The following is a 22,938-nucleotide window of genomic DNA, read 5'->3' as shown; positions in this document are numbered from 1 at the left end:
CGCCGTGTGCTCTTCCAGGCCTTCACCCCGGCCAGCGCTACTCGCGCGCGCCGCCGCTGCGGGCGCGACCCGGTGCTCTGCCCGGAGCCCGCGGCCCGAAAACCAATTCGCGCCGGGCGCAGAGGTTGACGCGTTCCAGGAGCCGGGGCGGACCTTCGGTTTCGACGCCGGCAATGAGGTCGTAGACGCAGCCCTTGCCGCGCGGGAAGCGCGCGGTGATGGTGGCGCCGGCGGCCAGCGGCGCGGCGCCCAGCAGATCCACGCCGTCATGGCCGCCGCGATCATACCACCGCAGCGTCAGCGCCATCATGGCCCTGCCGGTGCGGTTGCGCGCGACGAACAGGCCGACCGGCCCCTGGCGCCGCAGGTCCCCGGCGCTCGTTTCCCTGCGGCCGTCGAGCGCGACCTCGGCCTGCCGGCAGAGATCGACGCCCAAGCGGGTTTCCTCGCGTCCGTCGTCATAGACGGCGCGCAGGTCGTAGCGGCACTGCCGCGCGGCATCGAGCCTCAGTTGCCGGCGTTCGCCGATCGCGAGCGTCCGGCCGCCGAGACGGTCCCGGCCCCACGCCGGTTCGCCGACCGGCGTCAGGTGGAGATTGCGCACCGGCAGGTCGCCGCCATGGACCACCGTGACCTCGGTCGCGCGCCGCGGGCTGCCGGTGCTGCTGCGCTTCGGCCGCCGGCCCCGACATCATCAGGACGCAGGCGGCCGCCAGCGCCTGACCGCCCGGTCTCCCAATCAAAAATGCCATGGACGACAACTCCTTGCCCCGCGCCGGAGGCGGGGCGACACCGCGACGCGAGGCTAGGCGGGGCGGGTTTCCGTGCCATTGCACTGCATGCATGGCCGGGAGGCCATGCCGGTGGCGCGGCGAAATCCGGCAGAAATCTTGGAGTGGCGGCGCTCCAGGCGGCGGAGTGGAAGGCGCGGCGGATGGTCCGGCGGCGGTTCGGCGCGGCTGTGGATATCCGGCAGGGGATGATCTGTGACAGCACCTTGACGCCCCGCGGAAGAGTCTGTTTTGTATCGACATCCAATACGATCGTTTTATTTCTCGGGGGCGGGTTCCAAGAGTATCAAATTCCGGCACGGGCCCCGGCGATGCGAAGGGGAGACCGGCGCCAACCCCCCTTGCTGCCGAAAAATCGCGCATGAGACTGTGCGCGCCTTTCCAGTGGAGTTACCGATGCCGATCCTTCCCAAGGCCGATGTGGTGCTGCGTGGCGGCCGGGTTTTTGTGGCTTATGGCGAGCCGATGGCCGAGGCCGTGGCCTTGTGGTCCGGCAAGGTGCTGGCGGTCGGGTCGTCGTCCGACATGGAGCCGCTGATCGGGCCGGCGACCCGCGTGGTCGAGCTGAACGGGCGGCTCGCCACCCCTGGCCTGTTCGAGGCCCACGCCCATCTCCTGCCGCTCGGCCTCGCCATGGCCGAGATCGACGCCCGGCCGCACAATGCGCGGACCCTCGACGACCTGCTCGGCCTGATCCGCGCCGAGGCGGCGCGCAAGAAGCCGGGCGAATGGATCATGGCGCGCGGCTACGACCAGTTCGAGCTCGACGTGAAGCGCCATCCGCACCGCACCGAGCTCGACGCGGCCGCCCCCGACAATCCGGTCTATCTCGTGCGCGCCTGCGGCCATCTCGCGGTGGTCAATTCGATGGCGCTGAAGCTTGCCGGCGTCACCCGCGAGACGCCGGTTCCGGCCGGCGGCGCCATCGAGCAGGTCAATGGCGAGCTGACCGGCCTGATGGCCGAGAACGGCCGGGCCCCGGTCAAGGCCGTGCTGCCCGATCCGACCAGCGAGGATCTCGTCGCCGCCATCGAGCGCGGTGGGCGCTACATGAATTCGTTCGGCATCACCAGCACCATGGACGCCGCCGTCGGCATGCGCTCCAAATATCGCGAGATCGCCGCCTACCGCACGGCCGTGCGCACCGGCCGCCAGCCGCTCCGGGTTACCCAGTGCATCCTGGCGAGCCCGGACGGCATTCTCGACCAGTGCTACGCCGACGGACTGGTGACCGGCGCCGGCGACGACATGCTGCGCGTCGGCCCGGTGAAGATCTTCACCGACGGTTCGGCCGGCGGCAAGACCGCGGCCATGTCACGCGTCTATGCGGGCGAGGAGGAGACCCACGGCATCTTCTGCCTCACCGACAAGGAGATGGAGGAGGCGACCCTCGATGTCCATGCCAAGGGTTATCAGCTCGCGGTGCACGCCATTGGCGATGCCGCCATCGAGCAGACCCTCTCCTCCATGGAAAAGGCGCTCGCCAAATATCCCGATGCCGACCGCCGGCATCGCATCGAGCATTGCGGCTTCAACACCATGGACCAGATGCGGCGCATGCGCCGGGCCGGCATCGAGCCGGTGCCGCAGCCGGTCTTCCTCTATGATTTCGGTGATCTCTACCGGTCCGTCATGCCCGACGAGCGGCCGGAAACGAGCTATCCGATGAAGACCTGGATCGAGCTCGGCTTCAAGCCGGCGGCCTCGACCGATGCCCCGGTCTGCGATGCCAACATCTACCCGAACTTCTACCAGATGCTGACGCGCAAGACCTCGCGCGGCACGGTGATCGGCGCCTCCGAGAGGATCTCCATCGAGCGCGCCATCCAGGCCTATACCGAGTTCGGCGCCTATGTGAACAAGTGCGAGGACCATCGCGGCACGCTGCGTCCCGGCCAGGCCGCGGACGTCGCCGTCTTCTCGCGGGACATGACGACCGCGACGCCCGAGGAGATCCTCACCGGCACGCGCTGCGACCTGACCATCCTGGGCGGCGCCTGCGTCCACGATGCGACCGGCGAGTGGCGGGGCTGACGTCCATGGGTGGCCATATCCTCAAGCGGATCGTCCTGTCGGTGCCCGTGCTCTTCGGGGTGCTGCTGCTCGGCTTCCTCCTCCTGCAGCTCGTGCCGGGCGACGTCGCCCAGGTCATCGGCGGGCCGCAGGCGACCCCCGAAGTGCTCGAGCAGATCCGCCAGGAGATGGGCCTCAACCGGCCGCTCATCGTGCAGTTCGGCCTCTATATCGGCCGGGTGCTGCAGGGTGACCTCGGCTATTCCATGATCAACAACACGCCGGTCATATCCGAGCTGGCCGACGCCATCGGCCCGACCGCCGAGCTGATGGTCGCCTGCCTGATCTGGTCGGTGCCGATCGGCATCGCGCTCGGCACGGTGGCGGCGGTCAACCGCGGCCGGTGGATCGACCGGCTCATCATCGCCATTTCGGTGGCGGGCGTCTCCACGCCGGTCTTCTTCATCGGCCTGATGCTGATCATGTGGCTCGGCTATCACTGGGAGCTGTTTCCCTTCCTCGGCCGCGAAGGGCCGATCTGGACGCTGCAGGGCCTTTCCCACATCGCCCTGCCGGCCTTGACGCTCGGCCTCACCTTCATCGGCCCGGTGGCGCGCATGACGCGCACCGCCGCGCTGGAGGTGCTGAACGCCGACTATGTGCGCACGGCCCGCGCCAAGGGGCTGACCGAGCGGGTGGTGGTCATCCACCACGTGCTGCGCAACGCGCTCATCCCGGTCGTCACCCTGATCGGCCTGCAGGCCGGCTTCCTGCTCGGCGGGGCGGTGGTGACCGAAACCATCTTCTCCTGGCCGGGCGTCGGCCGGCTCGCCGTCGGCGCCATCCTGTCGCGCGACCTGCCGATGGCGCAGGGCTCGATCCTCGTGCTGGCGATCTCCTTCATCGTCATCAATCTGGCCGTCGACCTGCTCTACGGCGTCCTCGATCCGCGGGTTGGCAAGCGATGACCGCCGTGAACCCCACCCTCGCGTCCGCTCCGCGCCGCACGTCGGCGCTGCGCCGGCTGTTCCGCGACCGTCTGGCGCTCGCCGCCGCCATCATCCTGGCGCTCATCGTGCTGGCCGCGCTGTTCGCGCCCTGGCTCGCGCCGAACGATCCCTATCTGACCAATACGCGCCTGCGCATGCTGCCGCCGGTCTGGGAAGCGCGCGGCCAGTGGAAATATGTCCTCGGCACCGACGGGCTCGGCCGCTGCATGCTGTCGCGCCTGCTCTACGGCACCCAGGCGACGCTGCTGATGGGCCTTGCCTCCACCATCATCGGCGGCGGCATCGGCCTCGTCGTCGGCCTCCTCGCCGCCTACTACAAGAAGCTCGACGGCTGGCTGATGCAGCTCTCCGACGTGCTCCTGTCGTTCCCGGCGATCCTGCTCGGCCTCGCCTTCGCCGCGGCTGTCGGCCCGGGCATGACCGCGGTCATCGTGGCCCTGTCGGTCGCCACCATTCCGACCGTGACCCGCGTGACCCGCGGCTCGGCGCTGGTCGTGATGGGCCAGGACTTCATCGAGGCGGGCCGGTCGATCGGCCTGTCCGACACGACGATCCTGATCCGCTATCTCGCGCTCAACTGCGTCTCGTCGGTCTTCGTCTATCTCACCCTGCGCTTCGGCCAGGTGATCCTGCTCGGATCGGCCCTGTCCTTCCTCGGCCTCGGCGCCCAGCCGCCGGTCGCCGAGCTCGGCACCATGGCCTCGTCAGGCCGCAACGAACTGTTCCTTGCCCCACATATCGCAGTCATTCCGAGCCTCGTGATCGTCGTCATGGTGCTGTGCGCCAACGTGCTCGGCGATGCATTGCGCGACCTGCTTGATCCGCGGCTGCGGAACGGCTGACCGGCCCGAGCCCAACCTCAAGGTTTCAGAGGAGAAATAAGGATGACCATCCGAAGCATGGCCCTATGGGCAACGGCCTTGGCCGGCGCGCTGACGGTTGCGGCCCCCGCGGTCGCGCAGCAGAACACGCTGACCATCGTGCGCGAGGTCGACAGCGACCGCTACGATCCGCACCGCTCGACGGCACGCTCGGCCTCCGAGGTGCTGTTCATGCTGGCCGACACGCTGGTCTCGCTCGACCACGACATGGTCACCATCAAGCCGGGCCTCGCCGAGAGCTGGACCGTCTCGGCCGACGGCAAGGTCTATACCTTCAAGCTGCGGAACGACGTGCAGTTCTGCGACGGCAAGAAGATGACCGCCGCCGACGTCGTCTATTCGATCAAGCGCTGGATCGATCCGGCGACGCGCTCGCCGGTGAGCTGGCGCGCGGGCCCGGTCGAGGACGTCGTCGCCATCGATGACACGACCGTCGAATATCGCCTGAAGGCACCGTTCTCCGAGCTGCTCTACCAGCTCACCCAGAGCTTCGCCGTGGTCATCGACAAGGCCAATGTCGAGGCGCTCGGCAATGATTACGGCGTGCGCGGCTTCAACGGCACCGGTCCCTATTGCTGGGTCGACTGGCGCCCGCGCAACGACCTGCGCATGCGCCGCCACGACGCCTATCGCTGGGGCCCGCCGATCTATGAGAACCGCGGCCCGGCGCACATCCAGGAGATCGTCTGGCGCATCGTGCCGGAGGAGAACACGCGCCTTGCCGCCGTGCTGACCGGCCAGACCCAGGCGACCCAGTACATCCCCTATTCGGGCCTCGCCCAGATCCGCGCCAACCGCAACCTGCGCGTGGTCGAGAACCCGGCCGCCTTCTGGACCGCGTTCATCGGCTTCAAGGTGGACAAGCCCGGCATGGACGATCCGGCCGTGCGCCGCGCCATCGTCATGGCGGTCGACCAGGAGGCGATCTCGCGCGATCTCAATTTCGGCGAGACCGAGCCGGCCTATTCCTACATCCATCAGGCCGCGACCGACTGGGACAAGCGCAACGACTCCATCCTGATCCGCACCAATGTCGACGAGGCGAACCGGATCCTCGACGCCGCCGGCTGGGTCCGCGGCTCCGATGGTTTCCGCACCAAGAATGGCCAGCGCCTGTCGCCGGTCGTCTACGGCTTCACCGGCTCGACCTGGCAGAAGCTGATGGAGACCGTGCAGGGCGACCTGCGCAAGATCGGCGTCGACCTGCGCATCCAGCTGTTCGATGCGACGGTGGCCTGGGGCAAGATGGCGACGCAGGAATTCGACCTGTTCGGCATGTCCTACCCCTACATCACCGCGGGCGACGCGCTGAACCTCTATTTCCGCTCCTCGAACATCCCGACGCCGAACCGGATGAACTGGCGCAATGCCGATACCGACCGGCTGCTGCTGGCCGGTTCGGCGGCCGTCTCAGAGGCCGATCGCGCCGCGGCCTACAGCCAGGTGCTGCGCCAGGTGCACGAGGCGGCGGTGTGGATCCCGCTCTACCACGAGCCGATGAAGATCGCGGCCTCCAACCGGCTGGCGCCGTTCCGGGCCCACAACATCTACGGTTCGGGCTTCTACAAGGGCCTCGACCTGCGCTTCGTGCGCTGACGCGAAAACGGCGCCCCGCGGTGGCGGGGCGCCGGCCTGCTTGCGAACGGCCCGAGACGCTGGCGCGCCGGGCCGCCGAAGGCCTCGCAAATTGCAGAGCGAATGCGGCAATTTGCGAGATGGAGCCGACGGTCATCTGCGATGCCCGCCGGCATAACGACAGGAAGAGAGAGAAACGCCATGCCCGTCACGCTGGTCAAATCGGCCGCCTGGGTCGTCGCCTATGATGGCGAGAAGCACACCTATCTGCGTGACGCGGATGTCGCCTTCGACGGCGACAAGATCGTCCATGTCGGGCCGGGTTTTGCCGGCCAGGCGGCGACCACGATCGACGGATCGGGCCTGCTCGTCATGCCCGGCCTCGTCAACGTCCATTCGCATCCGGCCTCCGAGCCGATGACCAAGGGCTGGAACGACGAGCTCGGCTCGGAGAAGCTCTACCAGTCCTCGCTCTACGAATTCATGCCGCTGTTCCGGGCCGATGCCGGCGGCGCGCCCGACCCTGAGGCGATCCCGGCCTCCGCGACGGTGGCCTATTCCGAGCTCCTCATGTCGGGCGTCACCACGCTCGTCGACATGTCGGTCGCCTGGGACGGCTGGCTCGATCATTTCGCGGCCTCGGGCCTGCGCGGCGTGCTCTCGCCCATGTACCGCTCGGGCCGCTGGTTCACCCGCAACGGCCACGTCGTCGAATATGAGTGGGACAAGGACGGCGGCGCCAAGCCCATGGCCGCCGCCATGGCCGTGCTCGATGCCGCGGTGAAGCATCCCTCGGGCCGCATGTCCGGCATGGTCTCGCCGAGCCAGATCGACACCTGCACGCCGGAACTGATCCAGGCGAGCTTCGAGGAGGCCAAGCGCCGCAACCTGCCGTTCCAGATCCACGCCGCCCAGTCGGTCGTCGAGTTCCACGAGATGACCCGCCGCCACGGCATGACCCCGATCGAATGGCTCGGCTCGCTCGGCGTGCTGTCCGACCGCACCCTGATCGGCCACAGCATCTTCCTCGACCATCACACCTCGGCGCACTGGCCGCGCCGCGACGACCTGCAGGACCTCGTCGACACCGACACGACGGTGGCGCACTGCCCGACGGTGTTCCAGCGCCGCGGCATCACGCTGCAGACCTTCGGCGAATATGTCCGGCGCGGCATCAACATGGCGATCGGCACCGACACCTATCCGCACAACATGATCGAGGAAATGCGCCACGTGGCGATCATGTCGCGGGTGGTCGGCGAGGACTGCTACGACGTGCGCACCGCCGACGTGTTCAATGCCGCGACGCTCGGCGGCGCGAAGGCGCTCGGCCGGTCCGACATCGGCCGCATCGCCGTCGGCGCCAAGGCCGACATCGTCCTCGTCGATGTCACTCATCCGGCCATGCGGCCGGTGCGTGATCCCGTCCGCTCCATGGTCTATGCGGCGGCCGAGCGCGCCATCCGCACCGTCTTCGTCGACGGCCACAAGGTGGTCGACGAGGGCCGGGTGCTGACCATGGACTATCCGGCGGCGGCGGCGCGGCTCGAACAGGCCCAGCGCCAGGCCGAGATCGGCGTCAAGACGCTGGACTGGGCCAAGCGCGACCATCTGACCATCTCGCCGCTGATGTTCCCGGCCGGCAAGGGAGCTTGAACTGGTGCCTGACGAAACGGTGACCGCTGCGGACGTCGTGCTCGACGTCCGCGATCTCAAGACGCATTTCAAGACCGAGCGCGGCTTCTTCCGCGCCGTCGACGGGGTGAGCTTCCAGGTCGCGCGCGGCCGGACGCTCGCCGTCGTCGGCGAGTCCGGCTGCGGCAAGAGCGTCACCTCGCTCTCCATCATGGGCCTCGTGCCCGAGCCGCCGGGCATCAAGGCCGGCGGGGAGATCCTGTTCGAAGGCCAGGACCTGCTCACCAAGACGCGGGCCGAGCTCGAAGAGATCCGCGGGGCCAGGATCGCCATGATCTTCCAGGAGCCGATGACGTCGCTGAACCCGGTCTACCGGGTCGGCGACCAGATCGTCGAGGGCCTGGTCAAGCATCGCGGCCTGTCGGCGCGCGCCGCGCGCGAGCGGGCCATCGAGATGCTCAGGCTCGTCCGCATCCCGAGCCCGGAGACGCGGGTCGACGCCTATCCGCACGAAATGTCCGGCGGCATGCGCCAGCGCGTGATGATTGCCATCGCGCTCGCCTGCGAGCCGCAGGTGCTGATCGCCGACGAGCCGACCACCGCGCTGGACGTGACCATCCAGGCCCAGGTGCTCGACCTGATGCGCGATCTGAAGAGCCGGCTCGGCACGGCGATCATCCTGATCACGCACGATCTCGGGGTGGTCGCCGAAATGGCCGACGACGTGGTGGTCATGTATGCCGGCAAGGTGGTCGAGCGGGCGTCGGTCGCGGCGCTGTTCGACGATGCCCAGCATCCCTATACGCTCGGCCTGCTCGCCTCGGTGCCGCGGCTCGATGCCGACCAGGAGCGGCTGCAGACCATCGAAGGCATGGTGCCGACGCCGGAGACCATGCCCACGGGCTGCCGGTTCGCGCCGCGCTGCACGCTGGCGAGCGACCGCTGCCTGAGCGAGATGCCGCCGCTGCGCGACATTCGGCCCGGGCATCAGGTCGCCTGCTGGAAAGCTCCCATCGATGAGGTCGCGGCATGAATGGTCCCGAGCAAGCCGGCGCTCCGCTTCTGGTCGTCGAGAACCTCGCCAAGCACTTTCCGGTCGGCGGCGGCTTCCTGTCGCGCGCGACCGGCGTGGTGAAGGCGGTCGACGGCGTGTCGTTCACGCTGAGGCGCGGCGAGACGCTGGCGCTCGTCGGCGAGTCCGGCTGCGGCAAGTCGACCACCGGACGGCTGGTGCTGCGCCTGCTGGAGCCGACGGGCGGGCGCGTCGCCATCGACGGCGTCGAGGTCGCCGGCCTGTCGAAGCAGGAGCTGAGGACGTTGCGCCGGCGCATGCAGATCGTCTTCCAGGATCCGTTCGCCTCGCTCAATCCGCGCATGACCATCGGCGACATCCTCGCCGAGCCGCTCCTGCTGCACGGCCTTGCCGACAAGGCGAATGTCGAGGGCAAGGTGAAGGAACTGCTCGCGATCGTCGGTCTTGCCGCCGCCTATGCCGAACGGTTCCCGCATGAATTCTCCGGCGGCCAGCGCCAGCGCATCGGGGTTGCGCGGGCGCTCGCCACACGGCCCGATCTCATCGTCTGCGACGAGCCGGTCTCGGCGCTCGACGTGTCGATCCAGGCGCAGGTGGTCAATCTCCTGCAGGACCTGCAGGCGCGCTTCGGCATGAGCTACCTGTTCATCGCCCACGACCTCGCCGTGGTCCGCCACATCGCCGATCGCGTCGCCGTCATGTATCTCGGCCGCATCGTCGAGATCGCCGACAAGTCGGTGCTCTATTCGGCACCGAAGCACCCCTATACCCGCGCGTTGCTGGCCGCGGCCCCGGTGCCCCGGCCGGGCGCGCGCGAGGAACGCGTGCTCCTGTCGGGCGACGTGCCGAGCCCGGTCAGGCCGCCGCCCGGCTGCACCTTCCATCCGCGCTGCGCATTCGCGACCGACCGCTGCAAGACCGAGGCGCCGGCGCCGCGCACCTTCCCCGACGGCGCGACGGTCGCCTGCCATCATGTCGAGACGCTGCCCGCCGCCGCGCCGCTCGTCGCGGAAACCGAGCCGCCCGTGGTGGCGCGCCGCATGGCCGTCCTGGCCGCGGCAAAGGCCGCCGCGGCGGCCTGAGGTCGGCGGGCGCACTGCATCCGGGTCTGCCGTGGTTCGAGGCCCGCGCAAGGGCGCGGGCACCTCACCATGAGGGAGGGAAGGAACGGCATCGGCGCCGGTGCGAGGATGCTCACTGCGCGAACGGTTTCATGAGCCCTCTCGCTGCCATACCCCACCATCCTCATGGTGAGGTGCGAGCCGCAGGCGAGCCTCGAACCACGACCGAGCTTGGTGCCGATCCTATCTGATCCCGCTCATTCCCACGTATCGCGGGCGATATCGACGATCATCTCGAGCTTCCTCCACTGCTCGTCCTCGGCCAGCACGTTGCCTTCCTCGGTGGAGGCGAAGCCGCACTGGGCGGAGAGGCAGAGCTGCTCGATCGGCGCATGGCGCGAGGCCTCCTCGATCCGGCGGCGGATATCGTCCTTCTTCTCCAGCACGCCGCTCTTCGAGGTGACGAGGCCGAGCACCACCGCCTTGCCCTTGGGCAGGAAGCGCAGCGGCTCGAAGCCGCCGGCACGCTCGGTGTCCCATTCCATGAAATAGGCATCGACCGGCATGGCGTTGAACAGCAGCTCGGCGATCGGCTCGTAGCCGCCCGAGGCGACGAAGGTCGAGCGGAAATTGCCGCGGCACAGATGCATGGTCACTGTCATGTCGCGCGGCCGGTCGTTGATCGCCGCCTCGACCATGCCGGCATAGATCACGGCCTGATGGTCCGGGTCGTCGCCGCGGTCGGCGAGCATCTTCTTCTGCTCGGGATCGCAGAGATAGGCGAAGCTGACATCGTCGAGCTGCAGGTAGCGGCAGCCGGCGTCGTAGAGCGCGTTCACCGCCTTCCTGTAGGCCTCGCCGAGGTCGCGGTAATAGTCGTCCATGTTGGGATAGAGGCCCATATTGATGAGCTTCCGGCCGCCGCGATAGTGCAGCATGGACGGCGAGGGGATGGTCATCTTCGGCGTTTCGCGCGTATGCGCCTTCAGGAACTTGAAGTGCTCGACGAAGGGATGGCTCGAAAAGCCGATCTTGCCGACGACGCGGGGCGCCTCGGCCTTGGTCTGGACACCGGCGAACTGGATGCCCTGGTCGAGTTCCACGCGCTCGATGCCGTCGAGCTGCCAGAGGAAGTCGTAGTGCCACCACGAGCGCCGATATTCGCCGTCGGTAATGCCCTTGAGGCCGATCGATTCCTGCTTGGCGATCAGCGCCTCGATCTCCCGGTTCTCGACCTCGCGCAGCGCGTCGGCGTCGATCCGGCCGGCGGCCCTGGCGGCGCGGGCCTCCTTCAGCGGCGCGGAGCGCAAGAGCGAGCCGACCTGATCGGCACGGAACGGTCCGGTCTTGCCTGCTAGGACTGAAGTCGTCGCCATGGTGTCTCTCCCTTGATCGTATCGGCCCGTCATGCGTTTCAGCGCGCCGGCGCCGACCGGTCGGCCACCCCGAGATGCCGGTCGAGCGCTGCCGGGTCGGCCGCCAGCACCTGGCTGTCGCCTTCCAGCACGACCGCGCCGCGATCCAGGATCGCCGCGCGGTCGGTCAGCGGCAAGATCTTGCGCGCCTTCTGCTCCACGATGATCGCGGCCATGCCTTCTTCCCTGACGATACGCCGGATCGCGCCGAGAAGCTCGTCGACAATGATCGGCGCAAGTCCCTCGAGGGGCTCGTCGAGCAGCAGAACCCTGGGGTTCAGCACCAGGGCGCGCGCGACCGCCAGCATCTGCTGCTCGCCGCCCGACAGCTGATTGCCGAGATTGCTCCGCCGTTCCTTGAGCCGCGGAAACAGGGCGAAGGCGCGCTCCGGCGTCCAGGCGCCGGGCGTCGCAACCGCGCTCAGGTTTTCCGCGACCGTCAGCGACCGGAAGATGCCGCGCTCCTGCGGCACCCAGCCGAGGCCGAGCGCCGCCCGGCGCTCCGGGCGGATGCCGGCGATATCCGTGCCGGCCAGCAGGATGCCGCCGCTGCGAAAGGTCGTCAGTCCGGCAATCGTTTCGATCAGCGTGGTCTTGCCGGTGCCGTTGCGGCCAAGCAGGGCCATCGACTGGCCTTCGGCGAGGCGCAGCGACAAGCCGTTCAGCACGGTGGCTTCGCCGTAGCCGGCCACGACCCTGTCGAGCACGAGAAGATCGCTCATGCCTCGCCCTCGCCGAGATAGACCTCGCGGACGCGCGGGTCGGCCTGGATTTCGGCGGCGGTGCCTTCGGTGAAGATCGCGCCCTGGACCAGCACGGTGATGCGCTCCGCGAAGCGGAAGACCATGTCCATGTCGTGCTCGATCAATACGATCGTGACGTCGCGGGGCAGGCCCGAGACGATGTCGATGATCTCGTGTCGCTCGCTTTCGGGCACGCCCGCCGCCGGCTCGTCGAGCAGCAGCACGCGCGGCCGGCAGGCGAGTGCCGTGGCGATTTCGAGCAGCCGGCGCTTGCCGTAGGGCAGGGTCGCCGTGCGTGTGGTGACGACGTCGCCGAGGCGGAAGGCGGCGAGGATCTCGGCCGCTTCGTCGAGCACTGCCTGCCGGCTGCCGGTCGGCCGCCACCAGTCGGTGCCTGCGCCCTGATATTCGGAAATGGCGAGTCCGACCGTTTCGAGCGGCGTCAGGTCATTGAACAGCTGGGTGATCTGGAAGGTGCGGGCAAGGCCGCGCGCCACCCGCCGGTGCGGCTGCAACCGCGTGATGTCGGCGCCTTCCAGCAGGATCTCCCCCGATGTCGGGGCGATCACGCCGGTGACGAGATTGATCAGCGTCGTCTTGCCGGCGCCGTTCGGGCCGATCAGGGCGTGGCGGGCGCCCGGGGCGACGGCAAGCGAGACGTCGTTGGTGGCGACGAGCCCGCCGAAGCGGCGCACCAGTCGGCGGGTCTCGAGCGCCGGCGTCATGGTCCGGTCCTCCCGACGAGCCGGCGCAGGCGGTCGAAGATCCGCTCGCGGCCGACCATCACCAGGACGACCAGGAACAGCCCCATCCAGAACAGCCAGTAGGCCGGGGTCAGGCCGGACAGCAGGTCCTTCATCAGCTTGAAGGCGATGGCGCCGATCAGGCCGCCATAGAGATAGCCGGTGCCGCCGATGACCAGCACCAGCAGGCCGTCGGCCGACTTGCCGAAATCGAGCACCTCCAGCGAGACGAAGGCGGTGGTCTGGGTGAGGAGGGCGCCGGCGGCGCCGGCATAGGCGGCCGACAGCGCGTAGATCATGATCAGGCGCCGGGCCGGTGAAATGCCGATCGAGGCGGCGCGCAGCCGGTTGTCCTTCAGTGCCCTGAGCGACAGGCCGAAGGGCGAATGGACCACTCGCCGGGCGAGAAGGAAGAGCAGGAACAGGACGGCGAGGCTGTAGAGATAGGCGGTGCGGCCGAGGAAATCGAAGGCGAACAGCCCGAGGATCGGCCCCATGGCGATGCCGAGCAGGCCGTCGGCGCCGCCGGTCAGCCATTCCAGCCGGTTGGCCACCTCGTGGACGATGAGCGCGACGCCGAGCGTCACCATCAGCCGGGTCAGGTCGGTGCCGCGGATGATCAGGACGCTCGTGAGGAGGCCGAGGAGACCGGAGGCGGCCATGGCGAAGACGAGGCCGGTGACGGGTTCGGCGCTGACCGACTTGGCGAACAGCCCGGCGGCATAGGCGCCGAAACCGAAAAACGCCGCCTGCCCCAGCGAGACGATGCCGGCATAGCCGAGGATCAGGTCGAGAGAGAGCGCCAGCAGGCCGAGAATGGCGATCTCATTGAGCAGGGCCGCCCGGTTCGGCAGCACGAAGAGCGCACCGAGCGCGACGATCCAGAAGACGGTTTCCTGCAGCTTCCATGCGGTCTGGCGGTGGAGGAACTCCACCGGGCTGAGGCGGCTTGCGTCCGGCCGGGCGAGAGGGTTCCGCATCGCCGCCGGCTCACCGCGTCACGCCGCGGGCAAAAAGCCCGTTCGGCCGCAGCATGAGGATGGCGATCATCACCGTGTAGATGATGAAGGCGCCGGCCTGGGGCACGTAATATTTGCCGGCGACGTCGGCGAGCCCGAGCAGCAGCGCCGCGACGAACGGGCCGGTCATCGAGGATGTGCCGCCGACGGTCACGACGATCAGGAAATAGAGCATGAACTTCAGCGGGAAGGTCGGGTCGAGGCCGAGGATCTCGGCACCCAGCGCGCCGCCGAGGCCGGCAAGGCCGGAGCCAGCGGCGAAGGTCAGCGCGAAGATCGCGTTGACGTCGATGCCCATGCCGCGCGCGACCTTCGGATCGTCGACCGCCGCGCGCAGCCGGGCCCCGAAGCGCGTGCACGCCAGCATCCATTGCAGCGCCAGCGTCAGCGCGCCGCAGACGACGACGAGGAACAGGCGATAGACGCCGATGCCGATGCCCAGGACCTCGAAGCGGCCGGTGAGATAGGCCGGCAGGCGGATGCTCTGCGGCGAGGAGCCCATGGCGTAGTCGGCCGCGGCCACCGCCATGAACACGAGCCCGATCGAGAACAGCACCTGGTCGAGGTGGCTGCGGCCGTACATGTGGCGGTAGAGCAGCCGCTCGGCCACCGCGCCGAGCGCTGCAGCGGCCAGGAAGGCGAGAGGCAGGCAGGCAAGAAAGGGCAGGCCCAGGCGCTGCATCAGGACGACGGTGACATAGCCGCCCGCCATGGCGAAGGCACCGTGGGCGAGGTTGACGAAATTCATCAGCCCGAGCGTCACGGCCAGCCCGCAGGCGAGCACGAACAGCAGCATTCCATAGGCGATGCCGTCGAACAGGATGGTCAGCATGTCGCCCCGCCCCGCCGCTGTGGCTCAGCGCCCCTTGATCGGGTCCGGGACCGCCTCGAACGTGTCGAATTCGACATTGTAGAGTTGGCCGTCGACCTTCTCGACACGCCGGACATAGACGTTCTGCGTGATGTCGCGGGTGCGCGCCTCGATGGTGATGGGCCCGCGCGGGCTGACCCAGCTCATGCCCTTCATGGCATCGATGAGGCCCTGGCCGTCGGTCGCGCCGTTGGTCTTCTTCAGCGCCTCGTAGAAGAGATGCATGCCGTCATAGCCGCCGACCGCCATGAAGTTCGGCCGCATGTTCGGATTGGCGGCGCGGAACGCCTGCACGAAGGCCCTGTTCTCCGACGAATTGTGGGCCGCCGAATAGTGATGGCTGGTGACGACGCCGATGATCGCATCGCCCATGTCGTTGAGAAGGTCGTCGTCGGTAACGTCGCCGGTGCCGATCAGCTTGACGCCGGCCTTGTCGAGGCCGCGCTCGACGAACTGCTTGACGAACTGGCCGCCGATGCCAGAGGGCACGAAGACGAACAGCGCATCGGGCTTGGCGTCGGCGACGCGCTGCAGGAAGGGCGCGAAATCCGGATTGCGCAGCGGCACCCGCACCTCGGCCGTCACCTCGCCGCCGGTCCGGCCGAAGCGTTCCTTGAACGCCTTCTCGGCATCGATGCCGGGCGCGTAGTCGGTGACCAGGCTGATCACCTTCCTGATATTGTTCTTCGCCGCCCAGTCGGCGATCGGCTGGGTCGCCTGCGGCAGAGTGAAGCTGGTGCGGACGATGAACGGCGACTGTTCGGTGATGGCCGAGGTCGCCGCAGCCATCACGATCATCGGGGTTTTCGACTGGGTGGCGAGCGGCGCCGCGGCGAAGGCGAGCGGGGTGAGCCCGAAGCCGCCGATGGCCGCGACCTTCTCGTTGACGATCAGTTCCTGGGCGATGCGCCGGGTGACGTCGGCGGCGCCCGTGTCATCGCGCACGATGAGCTCGATGCGCCTGCCGGCAACCGCCTGGCCGTTCTGCGCCATATAGAGTTTCGCCGCGGCTTCGATCTGGCGCCCGGTGGAGGCGGACTGGCCGGTCATCGGCAGGATAAGGCCGATCTTCACGACCTCCTGGGCTTCGGCCCGCCCGCCGAGGCCGGCGACGAGTGGCAGAGCGCCGAAGCCGGCAACAGTCTGACGCCTGGTCAGCATGACATTCGTCTCCCCTGATACCTTCTTGGAATGCCGTGCCTGATGTGGTCGCTCCGCCCCGCAGGCTTGTCAAGTGCGATAGTCAGACGATTGTGCGATAATCGTACGTCGTTGCCGCGCAGCATTTCCGGCGGTATGGTCGAACCGAAAGCCAGCAGGCCGCGACGTCAGCGGCGTGATCGCGGCGAGCGGCCCAAACCGGCGCCTCCAGAAGGATCGCTGTGCGAGGGACCCGGTGCCGACGCGCTCGGCCACCATTCCGGCCGGCGACATGGATCGTGCACCGGAATGATCGATTGCTTCGAAATTACAATCGATGGGCGAGCCCGTTCAGCCAGGTCCGTGGCGCCTGCCGTGTGACGGCGGGCGCCCGGAATCCGCAATGTCGGAAGGCCGCAGCTTATCCGGCCGGTGGCGTCTTTCTGCCGAATTGCGTGTCGCGACCGGTGAGATCTCGTTCCTGAATTGATGATCTCTGTATTCGTTGGAGCTCCATGCCGTATAGGCTCAATTTCATGACGATGGAGCCCATGTGAACGGGCAATAATATTGGATCGAAAAATCATCCGCATTGCCGCAAACAGAGTTTGCAGCGGGAAGGGCCGTGCGGAAGCGGACCGCATCTTGCGCAATTCGAAGATGAGCCGATCTCAGCGTCAACAGGAAGCGGTCGCGGGAGACAGAGCAAAGCGGGCCTTCCGCCCGGCGATCCCACCGCACAAGGAGACAGCGATCATGCAGCTCACCGGCATCCATCATCTCACTGCCATCTCGGCGAATGCCTCGGCCAACCATGCCTTCTATGTCGGCGTGCTCGGCATGCGGCTGGTCAAGCGCACCGTCAATCAGGACGACGTCTCGGCCTATCATCTGTTCTATGGCGACGGCGCCGCGAGCCCCGGCTCCGACATCACCTTCTTCGAATGGCCGGTCGCGCCCGAGCGCCGCGGCACCCATGCGATCGTGCGCACCGCGCTCAGGGTTGCCGGCGAGGACACGGTCCGCTGGTGGGCGGAGCGTTTCGCCGCGCAGGGCGTCCGGCACGAGGCGCCGGTCCTGCGCGACGGCCGCCTGACGCTCGACTTCGAGGACCCGGAAGGCCAGAGGCTCGCCCTGATCGACGATGGCGGCGCGGGCGATGCCCATCCCTGGGACCGGAGCACCGTGCCGGCCGAGCGGCAGATCCGCGGCCTCGGCCCGATCACCGCGAGCGTTCCGGCGCTCGAGCCGACCGAGCGTGTGCTGACCGCGGTGCTCGGCATGCGCAAGGTCCGCAGCTATCCAGGCCGGGCGAACGGGCAGGAGGTCCATGTCTTCGAAATGGGCGAAGGCGGTCCGGCCGCTGAGTATCATCTTGCGGTGGAGCCGGGGCTCGCCGACGCCCGCCAGGGCGCCGGCGCCGTGCATCACGTCGCGTTCCGGACACCCGACCGCGCGCAATACGAGGCCTGGGTCGCCCGGTTGCGGGACCTGCGCATCCCGAGTTCCGGACCGGTCGACCGCTATTATTTCGAGAGCCTCTATTTCCGCGAGCCGGGCGGCATCCTGTTCGAGATCGCCACCGATGGGCCGGGTTTCGCGGTCGACGAGCCGGCCGAGAGCCTCGGCGAGAAGCTCGCCCTGCCGCCTTTCCTGGAAGGCCGGCGCGCCCTGATCGAGCGGGGCCTGAAGCCGCTGTGAAGTGATGAAAACGGCGCCATGGCACCGGGACCAAACCAAGCTAGATTGCCGGGGAGCGATTCCCCGGCAAGAGGCTGTCATGACCATCCACCGTCCGCTTTTCCTTGTCGCCGGCGCGCTGCTGCTGGCCGCCTGCAACACCGCCGCCGAAGCGCCGGCGCCGCAAACCCAGGCTCAGCCGCCCGCCTATGTCACGCGGTCGGATTTCCGGCTGCCCGAGGGGACCGGCTGCTCCGGCGAGATCGCCCGGTTCCGTGCGGTGATGGACAACGACCTCGCGACCGGCCACGTCAACCGCCAGGTCCATGCGCGCGTCATGGCTGATCTCGCCGGCCCAGAACAGGCCTGCGCCGCAGGCCGGGACGGCGATGCCCGTGGCCGCCTGCGCCAGCTCAAGACCCGCTACGGCTATCCGGCCTGACGGCTGGCCGCGCCCGGAGGGGATGCGGCAACGGAGTGCTTCAAGGGAAGCGTCATGCGCATCGCCTTCCTCTCCGACATTCACGGCAACCGCGAGGCGCTGGAAAGTTGCCTCGCCCATGCGCGGGGCAAAGCGCCCGACCGCTACGTCGTGCTCGGCGACATCGTCGGCTATGGCGCCGATCCGGCCTTCTGCGTCGAGACGGTCGCCGGCCTCGTGGCCGGCGGCGCCGTGGCGATCAAGGGCAATCACGACGCGGCGGTGGGCGAAGCGGCGCGCACCATGACCGACATGGCGCATGCCGCCATCGTCTGGACGCGCGGCGCGCTGGCTGCGGCGCACCACGCCTTTCTCGCCGGCCTGCCGTTAGCCCATCGGGACGGCGAGCGGCTTTATGTCCATGCCAGCGCCGATCGGCCGGCCGCCTGGCCCTATCTCACCTCGGAGACGGCGGCCGAGCGCAGCCTTGCCGCGACCGACGCGCGCCAGGTTTTTTCCGGCCATACCCATCAGCCGGTGCTGTTCCGCAGCGCCGGCGGCGTCTGCCGGGCCATGCCGCTGCCGGCGGGCGCGCCGGTCCGGCTCGATTCCGCCGCGGCCTGGCAGGTGGTGATCGGCTCGGTCGGTCAGCCGCGCGACGGCAATCCGGCCGCGGCCTATGCGGTGCTCGATCTCGACACGAGCGAGATCACCCAGCATCGCCTCGACTACGACCATGCGGCGGCGGCCGCCAAGATCCTTGCCGCCGGCCTGCCGCGCCGCCTCGCCGAGCGGCTCGCCCTCGGTCGCTGAGCGCCATGCGGCCGCCGCTTCGTGCGGAGCGCCGCCTGCCGGATCAGCGGCCGGCCGCCAGCAGGGCCTTGTGCACCCGGTCGGCGAATTCTGCGGCCGGCCTCGTGCGGTTCTGATAGTCGATGACCTGGACGAGCTGCACCGTCTTGTCGTCGACCGCGATGCAGTAGACGACGAACGAGCCGCCGCCGCCGCGCGGGCCGCCGGAGACGACCGCGAGCTGGTTGGGGAAGCGCTGGACCCTCTGGGAGTAGCCGACGGCCTCGGCCTCGCGCCTGGCGATATCGGCGCAGGTGTCGAGGCTCAGATCGGCCGCGCTGCGGCGCTCGACACGGAACTCCAGGTTGAATTCCTGCGCCGCCATGGCGTTGGCTGTCAGAACACCGAGCGTCAGCAAGGCGGCGAACGGGTGTGCCGGTATTCTCATGTCGGGCTGCTCCTGCGAATCTGCCGTTCAGCCCCCCGAGGCCTGTCTACAATGGCCGGCCGCCGATGCCTATCGCCGGCGCGCGAGCCACCATTCGGCATAGGCGAGCTGGAAGGCCGGCATGCGCTCGGGAACGAGATCGGCGTGGCTGCGCACGATATGGATGTCGGAAAGCTCGGGCCTGGCCTCGCGGCGGATACGGCCGAGGATCTCCGCGCGCAGCGCTGCGGCGTCGAGCCTCGAGCGCACGACCTTCAGGAAGGCGAGGCGCTTGTCGTCCTCGTGCAGCCAGAAACCGGGCTCGAGGGTCACTTCGTCGAGCGTCAGCCCGGTTTCTTCGGTGAGTTCGCGCCGGACGCTGCCCTCGAGGTCGACCTGGCCGTCGACGACGTCGTTGAGATCGGGCGTGCCGCCGGGAAAATAGATCTTGCCGGCATTGGCCGTGTGCCCGGCCATCACCCCCATCAGCAGCGCATCGTCGGCGCTGGTCAGTCCGGCCAGGCCAAAGGCATTGCGGGTCGTGCCGTCGGGCGCGCCGAGCCGCATGAAATGCAGGAACGCGGCGAAGTCCACCGCCATGTAACGGCCCTGAAACACATCGCCATCGGCGGCGCCTTCCGCCAGAAGCAGCACCCGACCATTGAACATTTCGGGCCTGTCGGCAGTCCATTGCCGCCAGGCTGAACGAATCGCTTCCGCGTGCGTTTCAGCGTAGCGCCATTGGCTCGTGGAAATTCCGGTTTCCAGGCTGCGGATGTAGCGGAACGGTTCGGTCACGGCGGGCCCCTGTGAACGGGACCCTGTCTAGCCCGCGCGTGCCGCTGCGGCTAGCGGTGGAGTGGTGGACGCCCGGCAGCGTTTACCATTGCGCGCCGGCAACACCCGGTTAGGCTTGAACATGAGCCGTACCGGCCAAGACTTGGCAAGGCTGCGCCGGATCACCTATGGTCGCGGCGGGTCGGGGCACTCAGGAGGGTCTGCAATGATGAAGAAACTGGTTCTGATCGGCGCGCTGGCGCTGACGCTCGGCGCCTGCTCTGAGCGCGAAGAGCGTGCGGCCGGCGGCGCGGCCCTCGGTGCGGGCGCTGGCGCCATCATCGGCGGCCTGGCCACCGGTACGGGCGGCGGCGCCCTCGCTGGCGCGGCCATCGGCGGCGTGGGCGGTGCCATCATCGGCGCCGAAACGACGCCGCGTCGTCGCTGCTGGATCGACGATTACGGCTATCGCCGCTGCCGCCGCGTCTACTGACGGGGCTGTCGGTTGAAAAAAGGCCCGCCGGACCGAGACGGTCCGGCGGGCCTTTCTATTGAGAGCGGCCGGGCAACGGCCACCGACGGTTGCGACACGGCCCGGCTTTCAGACCGACAGGTGCCCAGCCATCAGGATCACCGCGCCGCCGCCGATGGCGACGCCTGTCACCACCCGGTCCCTGGTCACGAGACTGAGCTCGATCCGGCTCGGCCGGCCCATGGCGAAGCCCTGTTCGATGATGAAGCCGTGGCGGCCATCGGGCAGGCGCTCGAACCGGTTGAGCACGCCGGCGAAGGCGGCGGCCGCCGAGCCGGTCGCCGGATCTTCGGCAATGCCGAGGCCCGGCGCGAACATGCGGGCATAGAAGGCGGCCTCGGCAGCCGCGGTCTCCGAGGAATAGGCGAAGATCGCCGGATGATTCTCGCCGATGGCGGCGAAGGTCTCGCCGAACCAGCCGACGTCGACGCGGATCGCATCGACCGCTGCGCGGGAGCGCACCGGCACGTAGCAGAACGAGACGGGAGCGCCGAAACGGCTGGGCACATGGGCGCCGAAGCCGACATCGCGACTGTCGAGGCCGAGAATGCCGGCGAGCTGGGCGGTGTCAGGCGTATGGTCGATGGCCGCGGGCAGGCGCGGTGCTTCGAAGGTGGCCGTGAAGCGGCCGTCGGCGAGGCGCTGGACGCGGCACGGCACCGGCCCGGCCTGCTCGCCCAGCCGGAAGGTCGTCTCGCTGCCGGGGTTCAGGCCGTCGAGGCTTGCGAGCAGGACCGCCGTGCCCACCGTCGGGTGGCCGGCAAAGGGCAATTCGCCGCCGGGCGTGAAGATGCGGATATCGGCCCGGTGATCGCCGGTCGCCGGCAGCACGAAGACCGTTTCCGACAGATTGAACTCGCGCGCGATCGCCTGCATCGCGGCGGTGTCGAGATCCGCGGCATCGTGGACGACCGCCAGCGGATTACCGCTCAGCGGCCTGTCGGTGAACACATCGAGTGTGTGATAGCGGCGGGCCATGGCAGACGTCCATCGCGGTTTCGGGCGAACCGACGGCCGGTTCGCCTGCAGAGAACGCGTCTTTGAACAGGGAATCTAGTCGAGCTTTTCCGGGGTGAAGACCCGGCTCGGCGCGACGAACTCGTCCTGGGCCGCCACGGTGAGGATTTCCCGGGAGCCTGCTTCGTCAGTGCGTTTCAGCAGCCCATAGGTCGACGAGGCGGCGCGCGACAGCGCGAAGGCGATGTCGCCGGTGGTCGCCGCATGCACGAAGAACAGCGCGGCGATGGCATCGCCCGCGCCGTTGATCGACAGGCCGAGCTTCGGCGTGCGCACGCGGAACCGGCCGGCCGGCCCGGAAGCCAAGAGGTCGATGGCATCGTCCGGCGTGTCCTCGGTCACCAGGCTGGTGACCAGCACCGTCGCCGGGCCCTTGGCATGGACGGCTGCCGCCGCCCGCGTCGCGTCGGCCAGGGTGGTGATGGTCTGGCCGGCGAGATATTCGAGCTCGAACTGGTTGGGCGTGACGATGTCGGCGGCCGGCAGCGCCTGGTCGCGCATGAATTCGGGAATGCCGGGGCGGACGAAGACGCCGCGGCCGACATCGCCGATGACCGGGTCGCAGCAATAGAGCGCCTTGGCATTGGCGGCCCGGACGCGCGCCACCGCGCTGAGAATGCCGGTGCCGATATCGGCGGAGCCCATATAGCCTGACAGCACGCCGTCGCAGCGCGACAGCACGCCGCGCTCGGCGATGCCGTCGACCAGTTCCTCGATCATCGGCGCGTCGAAGACGCGCCCCTTCCAGGCGCCATAGCCGGTGTGATTGGAGAACTGGACGGTGTGGATGCCCCAGACCTCGTGGCCGAGGCGCTGCATCGGGAACATGGCCGAGGCATTGCCGACATGGCCGTAGGCGACCCAGGACTGGATGGACAGGATATTCATGGCAGAATGTTCACCGACGCCGGCTCCGATGCCTCACCTTAGAGCACCGCCGTGCGGCCGCGCCAATTCCGATCATTGAAGCCAGCCATCAGGTTTCGCGGGCGGGGCGTCGACGGCTATCGGCGGCGTGGCGGAGGGATAAGCGCCCGGGATCGCCGAAAAAAGGCCGGAAAAGTGCAAATTCAGCCGCCGTTCATCCCCAGCCACAAAAAAAATGCAAACCGCTCACGGGCGCGTCATCGTCGCCGGGCGAGATCAGCATGCCGGATCGATCCGATACGGCCTTGTTCCACGGCGGCACGCCCGGCCGCCTGACGTGGACCTAAGGGAGGCAAGCGCCGGGCTATCGAATGGGTTCGTCATGATCCTGTCGCGCTTTCTCACCGCCGCCGCGGTCTCCACGCTTCTGATCGGCCAGGCCCTGGCGCAGGCGCAGCCCGCCCCGACCGCGCCTGCCGCCCCCGGCGTCACGGC

General features: G+C 68.5%; 22 protein-coding genes. 11 read left to right on the top strand and 11 right to left on the bottom strand.

Annotated elements, in window-relative coordinates:
* Positions 1-37: 37 nt before the first annotated feature.
* Positions 38-628: a hypothetical protein gene (locus tag OZ671_RS01550; protein WP_268859084.1), complete on the bottom strand. Its 591-nt coding sequence runs from the start codon at positions 626-628 to the stop codon at positions 38-40.
* A 559-nt stretch (positions 629-1,187) separates the two neighbouring features.
* Between OZ671_RS01550 and OZ671_RS01545 the strand changes: the two genes are divergently transcribed.
* The 7 genes from OZ671_RS01545 to OZ671_RS01515 all read left to right on the top strand — a co-directional run bounded on the left by OZ671_RS01545 (position 1,188) and on the right by OZ671_RS01515 (position 10,020).
* A complete protein-coding gene (locus OZ671_RS01545; RefSeq protein WP_268859083.1) occupies positions 1,188-2,825 on the top strand; it encodes an amidohydrolase in 1,638 nt (545 codons plus the stop codon).
* Between the two features lie 5 nt (positions 2,826-2,830).
* Positions 2,831-3,772 carry an ABC transporter permease gene (locus OZ671_RS01540; protein ID WP_038308528.1) on the top strand — a complete coding sequence of 314 codons (942 nt, stop codon included), beginning with the start codon at positions 2,831-2,833 and terminating at the stop codon, positions 3,770-3,772.
* Positions 3,773-3,777: 5 nt separating this feature from the next.
* Positions 3,778-4,656, top strand: coding sequence for an ABC transporter permease (locus tag OZ671_RS01535; RefSeq protein ID WP_268859082.1), 879 nt, complete (start codon positions 3,778-3,780; stop codon positions 4,654-4,656).
* 42 nt (positions 4,657-4,698) lie between these two features.
* Positions 4,699-6,291, top strand: a complete 1,593-nt coding sequence (locus OZ671_RS01530) for an ABC transporter substrate-binding protein (protein ID WP_268859081.1) — start codon at positions 4,699-4,701, stop codon at positions 6,289-6,291.
* 180 nt (positions 6,292-6,471) lie between these two features.
* On the top strand, positions 6,472-7,926 hold the full coding sequence (locus OZ671_RS01525) for an amidohydrolase family protein (RefSeq protein WP_268859080.1): 1,455 nt from the start codon (positions 6,472-6,474) through the stop codon (positions 7,924-7,926).
* Between the two features lie 4 nt (positions 7,927-7,930).
* Entirely contained in the window at positions 7,931-8,938 is a 1,008-nt protein-coding gene (locus tag OZ671_RS01520) for an ABC transporter ATP-binding protein (protein ID WP_268859079.1), read from the top strand.
* Positions 8,935-10,020: an ABC transporter ATP-binding protein gene (locus tag OZ671_RS01515; RefSeq protein ID WP_268859078.1), complete on the top strand. Its 1,086-nt coding sequence runs from the start codon at positions 8,935-8,937 to the stop codon at positions 10,018-10,020. The genes OZ671_RS01520 and OZ671_RS01515 overlap by 4 nt, the downstream gene beginning before the upstream one ends.
* A 236-nt stretch (positions 10,021-10,256) precedes the next feature.
* Here OZ671_RS01515 and OZ671_RS01510 read toward each other — a convergent pair whose 3' ends face one another.
* The 6 genes from OZ671_RS01510 to OZ671_RS01485 are packed head-to-tail and all read right to left on the bottom strand — an operon-like array spanning position 10,257 to position 15,951.
* Entirely contained in the window at positions 10,257-11,375 is a 1,119-nt protein-coding gene (locus OZ671_RS01510) for a 5-methyltetrahydropteroyltriglutamate--homocysteine S-methyltransferase (RefSeq protein ID WP_268859077.1), read from the bottom strand.
* 38 nt (positions 11,376-11,413) lie between these two features.
* Positions 11,414-12,136 (bottom strand): ABC transporter ATP-binding protein, encoded by a 723-nt coding sequence (locus OZ671_RS01505; protein ID WP_268859076.1) that lies wholly within the window; start codon positions 12,134-12,136, stop codon positions 11,414-11,416.
* Positions 12,133-12,882: an ABC transporter ATP-binding protein gene (locus OZ671_RS01500; RefSeq protein ID WP_268859075.1), complete on the bottom strand. Its 750-nt coding sequence runs from the start codon at positions 12,880-12,882 to the stop codon at positions 12,133-12,135. Before OZ671_RS01500 ends, OZ671_RS01505 begins: the two co-directional genes overlap by 4 nt.
* On the bottom strand, positions 12,879-13,880 hold the full coding sequence (locus OZ671_RS01495) for a branched-chain amino acid ABC transporter permease (RefSeq protein ID WP_268859074.1): 1,002 nt from the start codon (positions 13,878-13,880) through the stop codon (positions 12,879-12,881). The genes OZ671_RS01500 and OZ671_RS01495 overlap by 4 nt, the downstream gene beginning before the upstream one ends.
* Before the next feature lie 10 nt (positions 13,881-13,890).
* The gene (locus tag OZ671_RS01490) at positions 13,891-14,751 is read right to left on the bottom strand and encodes a branched-chain amino acid ABC transporter permease (RefSeq protein ID WP_268859073.1); all 861 of its coding nucleotides are present in this window, start codon (positions 14,749-14,751) and stop codon (positions 13,891-13,893) included.
* Positions 14,752-14,775: 24 nt separating this feature from the next.
* Positions 14,776-15,951: an ABC transporter substrate-binding protein gene (locus tag OZ671_RS01485; RefSeq protein ID WP_268859072.1), complete on the bottom strand. Its 1,176-nt coding sequence runs from the start codon at positions 15,949-15,951 to the stop codon at positions 14,776-14,778.
* Between the two features lie 735 nt (positions 15,952-16,686).
* On the opposite strand from OZ671_RS01485, the gene OZ671_RS01480 reads away from it, so the two are divergent.
* The 3 genes from OZ671_RS01480 (at position 16,687) to OZ671_RS01470 (ending at position 18,844) form a co-directional block, all read left to right on the top strand.
* Complete coding sequence (locus OZ671_RS01480) at positions 16,687-17,631, top strand: ring-cleaving dioxygenase (RefSeq protein ID WP_268859071.1); 945 nt, start codon at positions 16,687-16,689, stop codon at positions 17,629-17,631.
* Positions 17,632-17,710: 79 nt separating this feature from the next.
* Positions 17,711-18,052: a hypothetical protein gene (locus OZ671_RS01475; RefSeq protein ID WP_268859070.1), complete on the top strand. Its 342-nt coding sequence runs from the start codon at positions 17,711-17,713 to the stop codon at positions 18,050-18,052.
* A gap of 54 nt (positions 18,053-18,106) precedes the next feature.
* Entirely contained in the window at positions 18,107-18,844 is a 738-nt protein-coding gene (locus tag OZ671_RS01470; protein ID WP_268859069.1) for a metallophosphoesterase family protein, read from the top strand.
* Positions 18,845-18,887: 43 nt separating this feature from the next.
* Here OZ671_RS01470 and OZ671_RS01465 read toward each other — a convergent pair whose 3' ends face one another.
* Together OZ671_RS01465 and OZ671_RS01460 are read right to left on the bottom strand one after the other, a co-directional pair.
* Positions 18,888-19,271: a DUF6180 family protein gene (locus OZ671_RS01465; protein ID WP_268859068.1), complete on the bottom strand. Its 384-nt coding sequence runs from the start codon at positions 19,269-19,271 to the stop codon at positions 18,888-18,890.
* A 69-nt stretch (positions 19,272-19,340) separates the two neighbouring features.
* Positions 19,341-20,048 (bottom strand): NUDIX domain-containing protein, encoded by a 708-nt coding sequence (locus OZ671_RS01460; RefSeq protein WP_268859067.1) that lies wholly within the window; start codon positions 20,046-20,048, stop codon positions 19,341-19,343.
* A gap of 205 nt (positions 20,049-20,253) precedes the next feature.
* On the opposite strand from OZ671_RS01460, the gene OZ671_RS01455 reads away from it, so the two are divergent.
* Entirely contained in the window at positions 20,254-20,520 is a 267-nt protein-coding gene (locus OZ671_RS01455; protein ID WP_268859066.1) for a glycine zipper domain-containing protein, read from the top strand.
* A 108-nt stretch (positions 20,521-20,628) separates the two neighbouring features.
* Here the strand turns inward: OZ671_RS01455 and OZ671_RS01450 are convergent, their stop codons facing one another.
* Together OZ671_RS01450 and pdxY are read right to left on the bottom strand one after the other, a co-directional pair.
* The gene (locus OZ671_RS01450; RefSeq protein ID WP_268859065.1) at positions 20,629-21,537 is read right to left on the bottom strand and encodes a PhzF family phenazine biosynthesis protein; all 909 of its coding nucleotides are present in this window, start codon (positions 21,535-21,537) and stop codon (positions 20,629-20,631) included.
* Between the two features lie 75 nt (positions 21,538-21,612).
* Positions 21,613-22,464, bottom strand: a complete 852-nt coding sequence (gene pdxY / locus OZ671_RS01445; RefSeq protein WP_268859064.1) for a pyridoxal kinase PdxY — start codon at positions 22,462-22,464, stop codon at positions 21,613-21,615.
* Between the last annotated feature and the right edge of the window lie 474 nt (positions 22,465-22,938).

Source organism: Phreatobacter sp. AB_2022a, from assembly GCF_026847585.1.
Taxonomy (GTDB): domain Bacteria; phylum Pseudomonadota; class Alphaproteobacteria; order Rhizobiales; family Phreatobacteraceae; genus Phreatobacter.
Note: the sequence above shows the minus strand (reverse complement) of the source record. Positions and strands in the feature narration are given on the sequence as shown.

What these genes read in the sequence shown, in the direction of transcription:
- OZ671_RS01545 (WP_268859083.1), top strand. Translation starts at nt 1,188, where the DNA reads ATGCCGATCCTTCCCAAGGCCGATGTGGTGCTGCGTGGCGGCCGGGTT.
- OZ671_RS01540 (WP_038308528.1), top strand. Translation starts at nt 2,831, where the DNA reads ATGGGTGGCCATATCCTCAAGCGGATCGTCCTGTCGGTGCCCGTGCTC.
- OZ671_RS01530 (WP_268859081.1), top strand. Translation starts at nt 4,699, where the DNA reads ATGACCATCCGAAGCATGGCCCTATGGGCAACGGCCTTGGCCGGCGCG.
- OZ671_RS01525 (WP_268859080.1), top strand. Translation starts at nt 6,472, where the DNA reads ATGCCCGTCACGCTGGTCAAATCGGCCGCCTGGGTCGTCGCCTATGAT.
- OZ671_RS01515 (WP_268859078.1), top strand. Translation starts at nt 8,935, where the DNA reads ATGAATGGTCCCGAGCAAGCCGGCGCTCCGCTTCTGGTCGTCGAGAAC.
- OZ671_RS01510 (WP_268859077.1), bottom strand. Translation starts at nt 11,375, where the DNA reads ATGGCGACGACTTCAGTCCTAGCAGGCAAGACCGGACCGTTCCGTGCC.
- OZ671_RS01505 (WP_268859076.1), bottom strand. Translation starts at nt 12,136, where the DNA reads ATGAGCGATCTTCTCGTGCTCGACAGGGTCGTGGCCGGCTACGGCGAA.
- OZ671_RS01500 (WP_268859075.1), bottom strand. Translation starts at nt 12,882, where the DNA reads ATGACGCCGGCGCTCGAGACCCGCCGACTGGTGCGCCGCTTCGGCGGG.
- OZ671_RS01495 (WP_268859074.1), bottom strand. Translation starts at nt 13,880, where the DNA reads ATGCGGAACCCTCTCGCCCGGCCGGACGCAAGCCGCCTCAGCCCGGTG.
- OZ671_RS01490 (WP_268859073.1), bottom strand. Translation starts at nt 14,751, where the DNA reads ATGCTGACCATCCTGTTCGACGGCATCGCCTATGGAATGCTGCTGTTC.
- OZ671_RS01485 (WP_268859072.1), bottom strand. Translation starts at nt 15,951, where the DNA reads ATGCTGACCAGGCGTCAGACTGTTGCCGGCTTCGGCGCTCTGCCACTC.
- OZ671_RS01480 (WP_268859071.1), top strand. Translation starts at nt 16,687, where the DNA reads ATGCAGCTCACCGGCATCCATCATCTCACTGCCATCTCGGCGAATGCC.
- OZ671_RS01475 (WP_268859070.1), top strand. Translation starts at nt 17,711, where the DNA reads ATGACCATCCACCGTCCGCTTTTCCTTGTCGCCGGCGCGCTGCTGCTG.
- OZ671_RS01470 (WP_268859069.1), top strand. Translation starts at nt 18,107, where the DNA reads ATGCGCATCGCCTTCCTCTCCGACATTCACGGCAACCGCGAGGCGCTG.
- OZ671_RS01465 (WP_268859068.1), bottom strand. Translation starts at nt 19,271, where the DNA reads ATGAGAATACCGGCACACCCGTTCGCCGCCTTGCTGACGCTCGGTGTT.
- OZ671_RS01455 (WP_268859066.1), top strand. Translation starts at nt 20,254, where the DNA reads ATGATGAAGAAACTGGTTCTGATCGGCGCGCTGGCGCTGACGCTCGGC.
- OZ671_RS01450 (WP_268859065.1), bottom strand. Translation starts at nt 21,537, where the DNA reads ATGGCCCGCCGCTATCACACACTCGATGTGTTCACCGACAGGCCGCTG.
- pdxY (WP_268859064.1), bottom strand. Translation starts at nt 22,464, where the DNA reads ATGAATATCCTGTCCATCCAGTCCTGGGTCGCCTACGGCCATGTCGGC.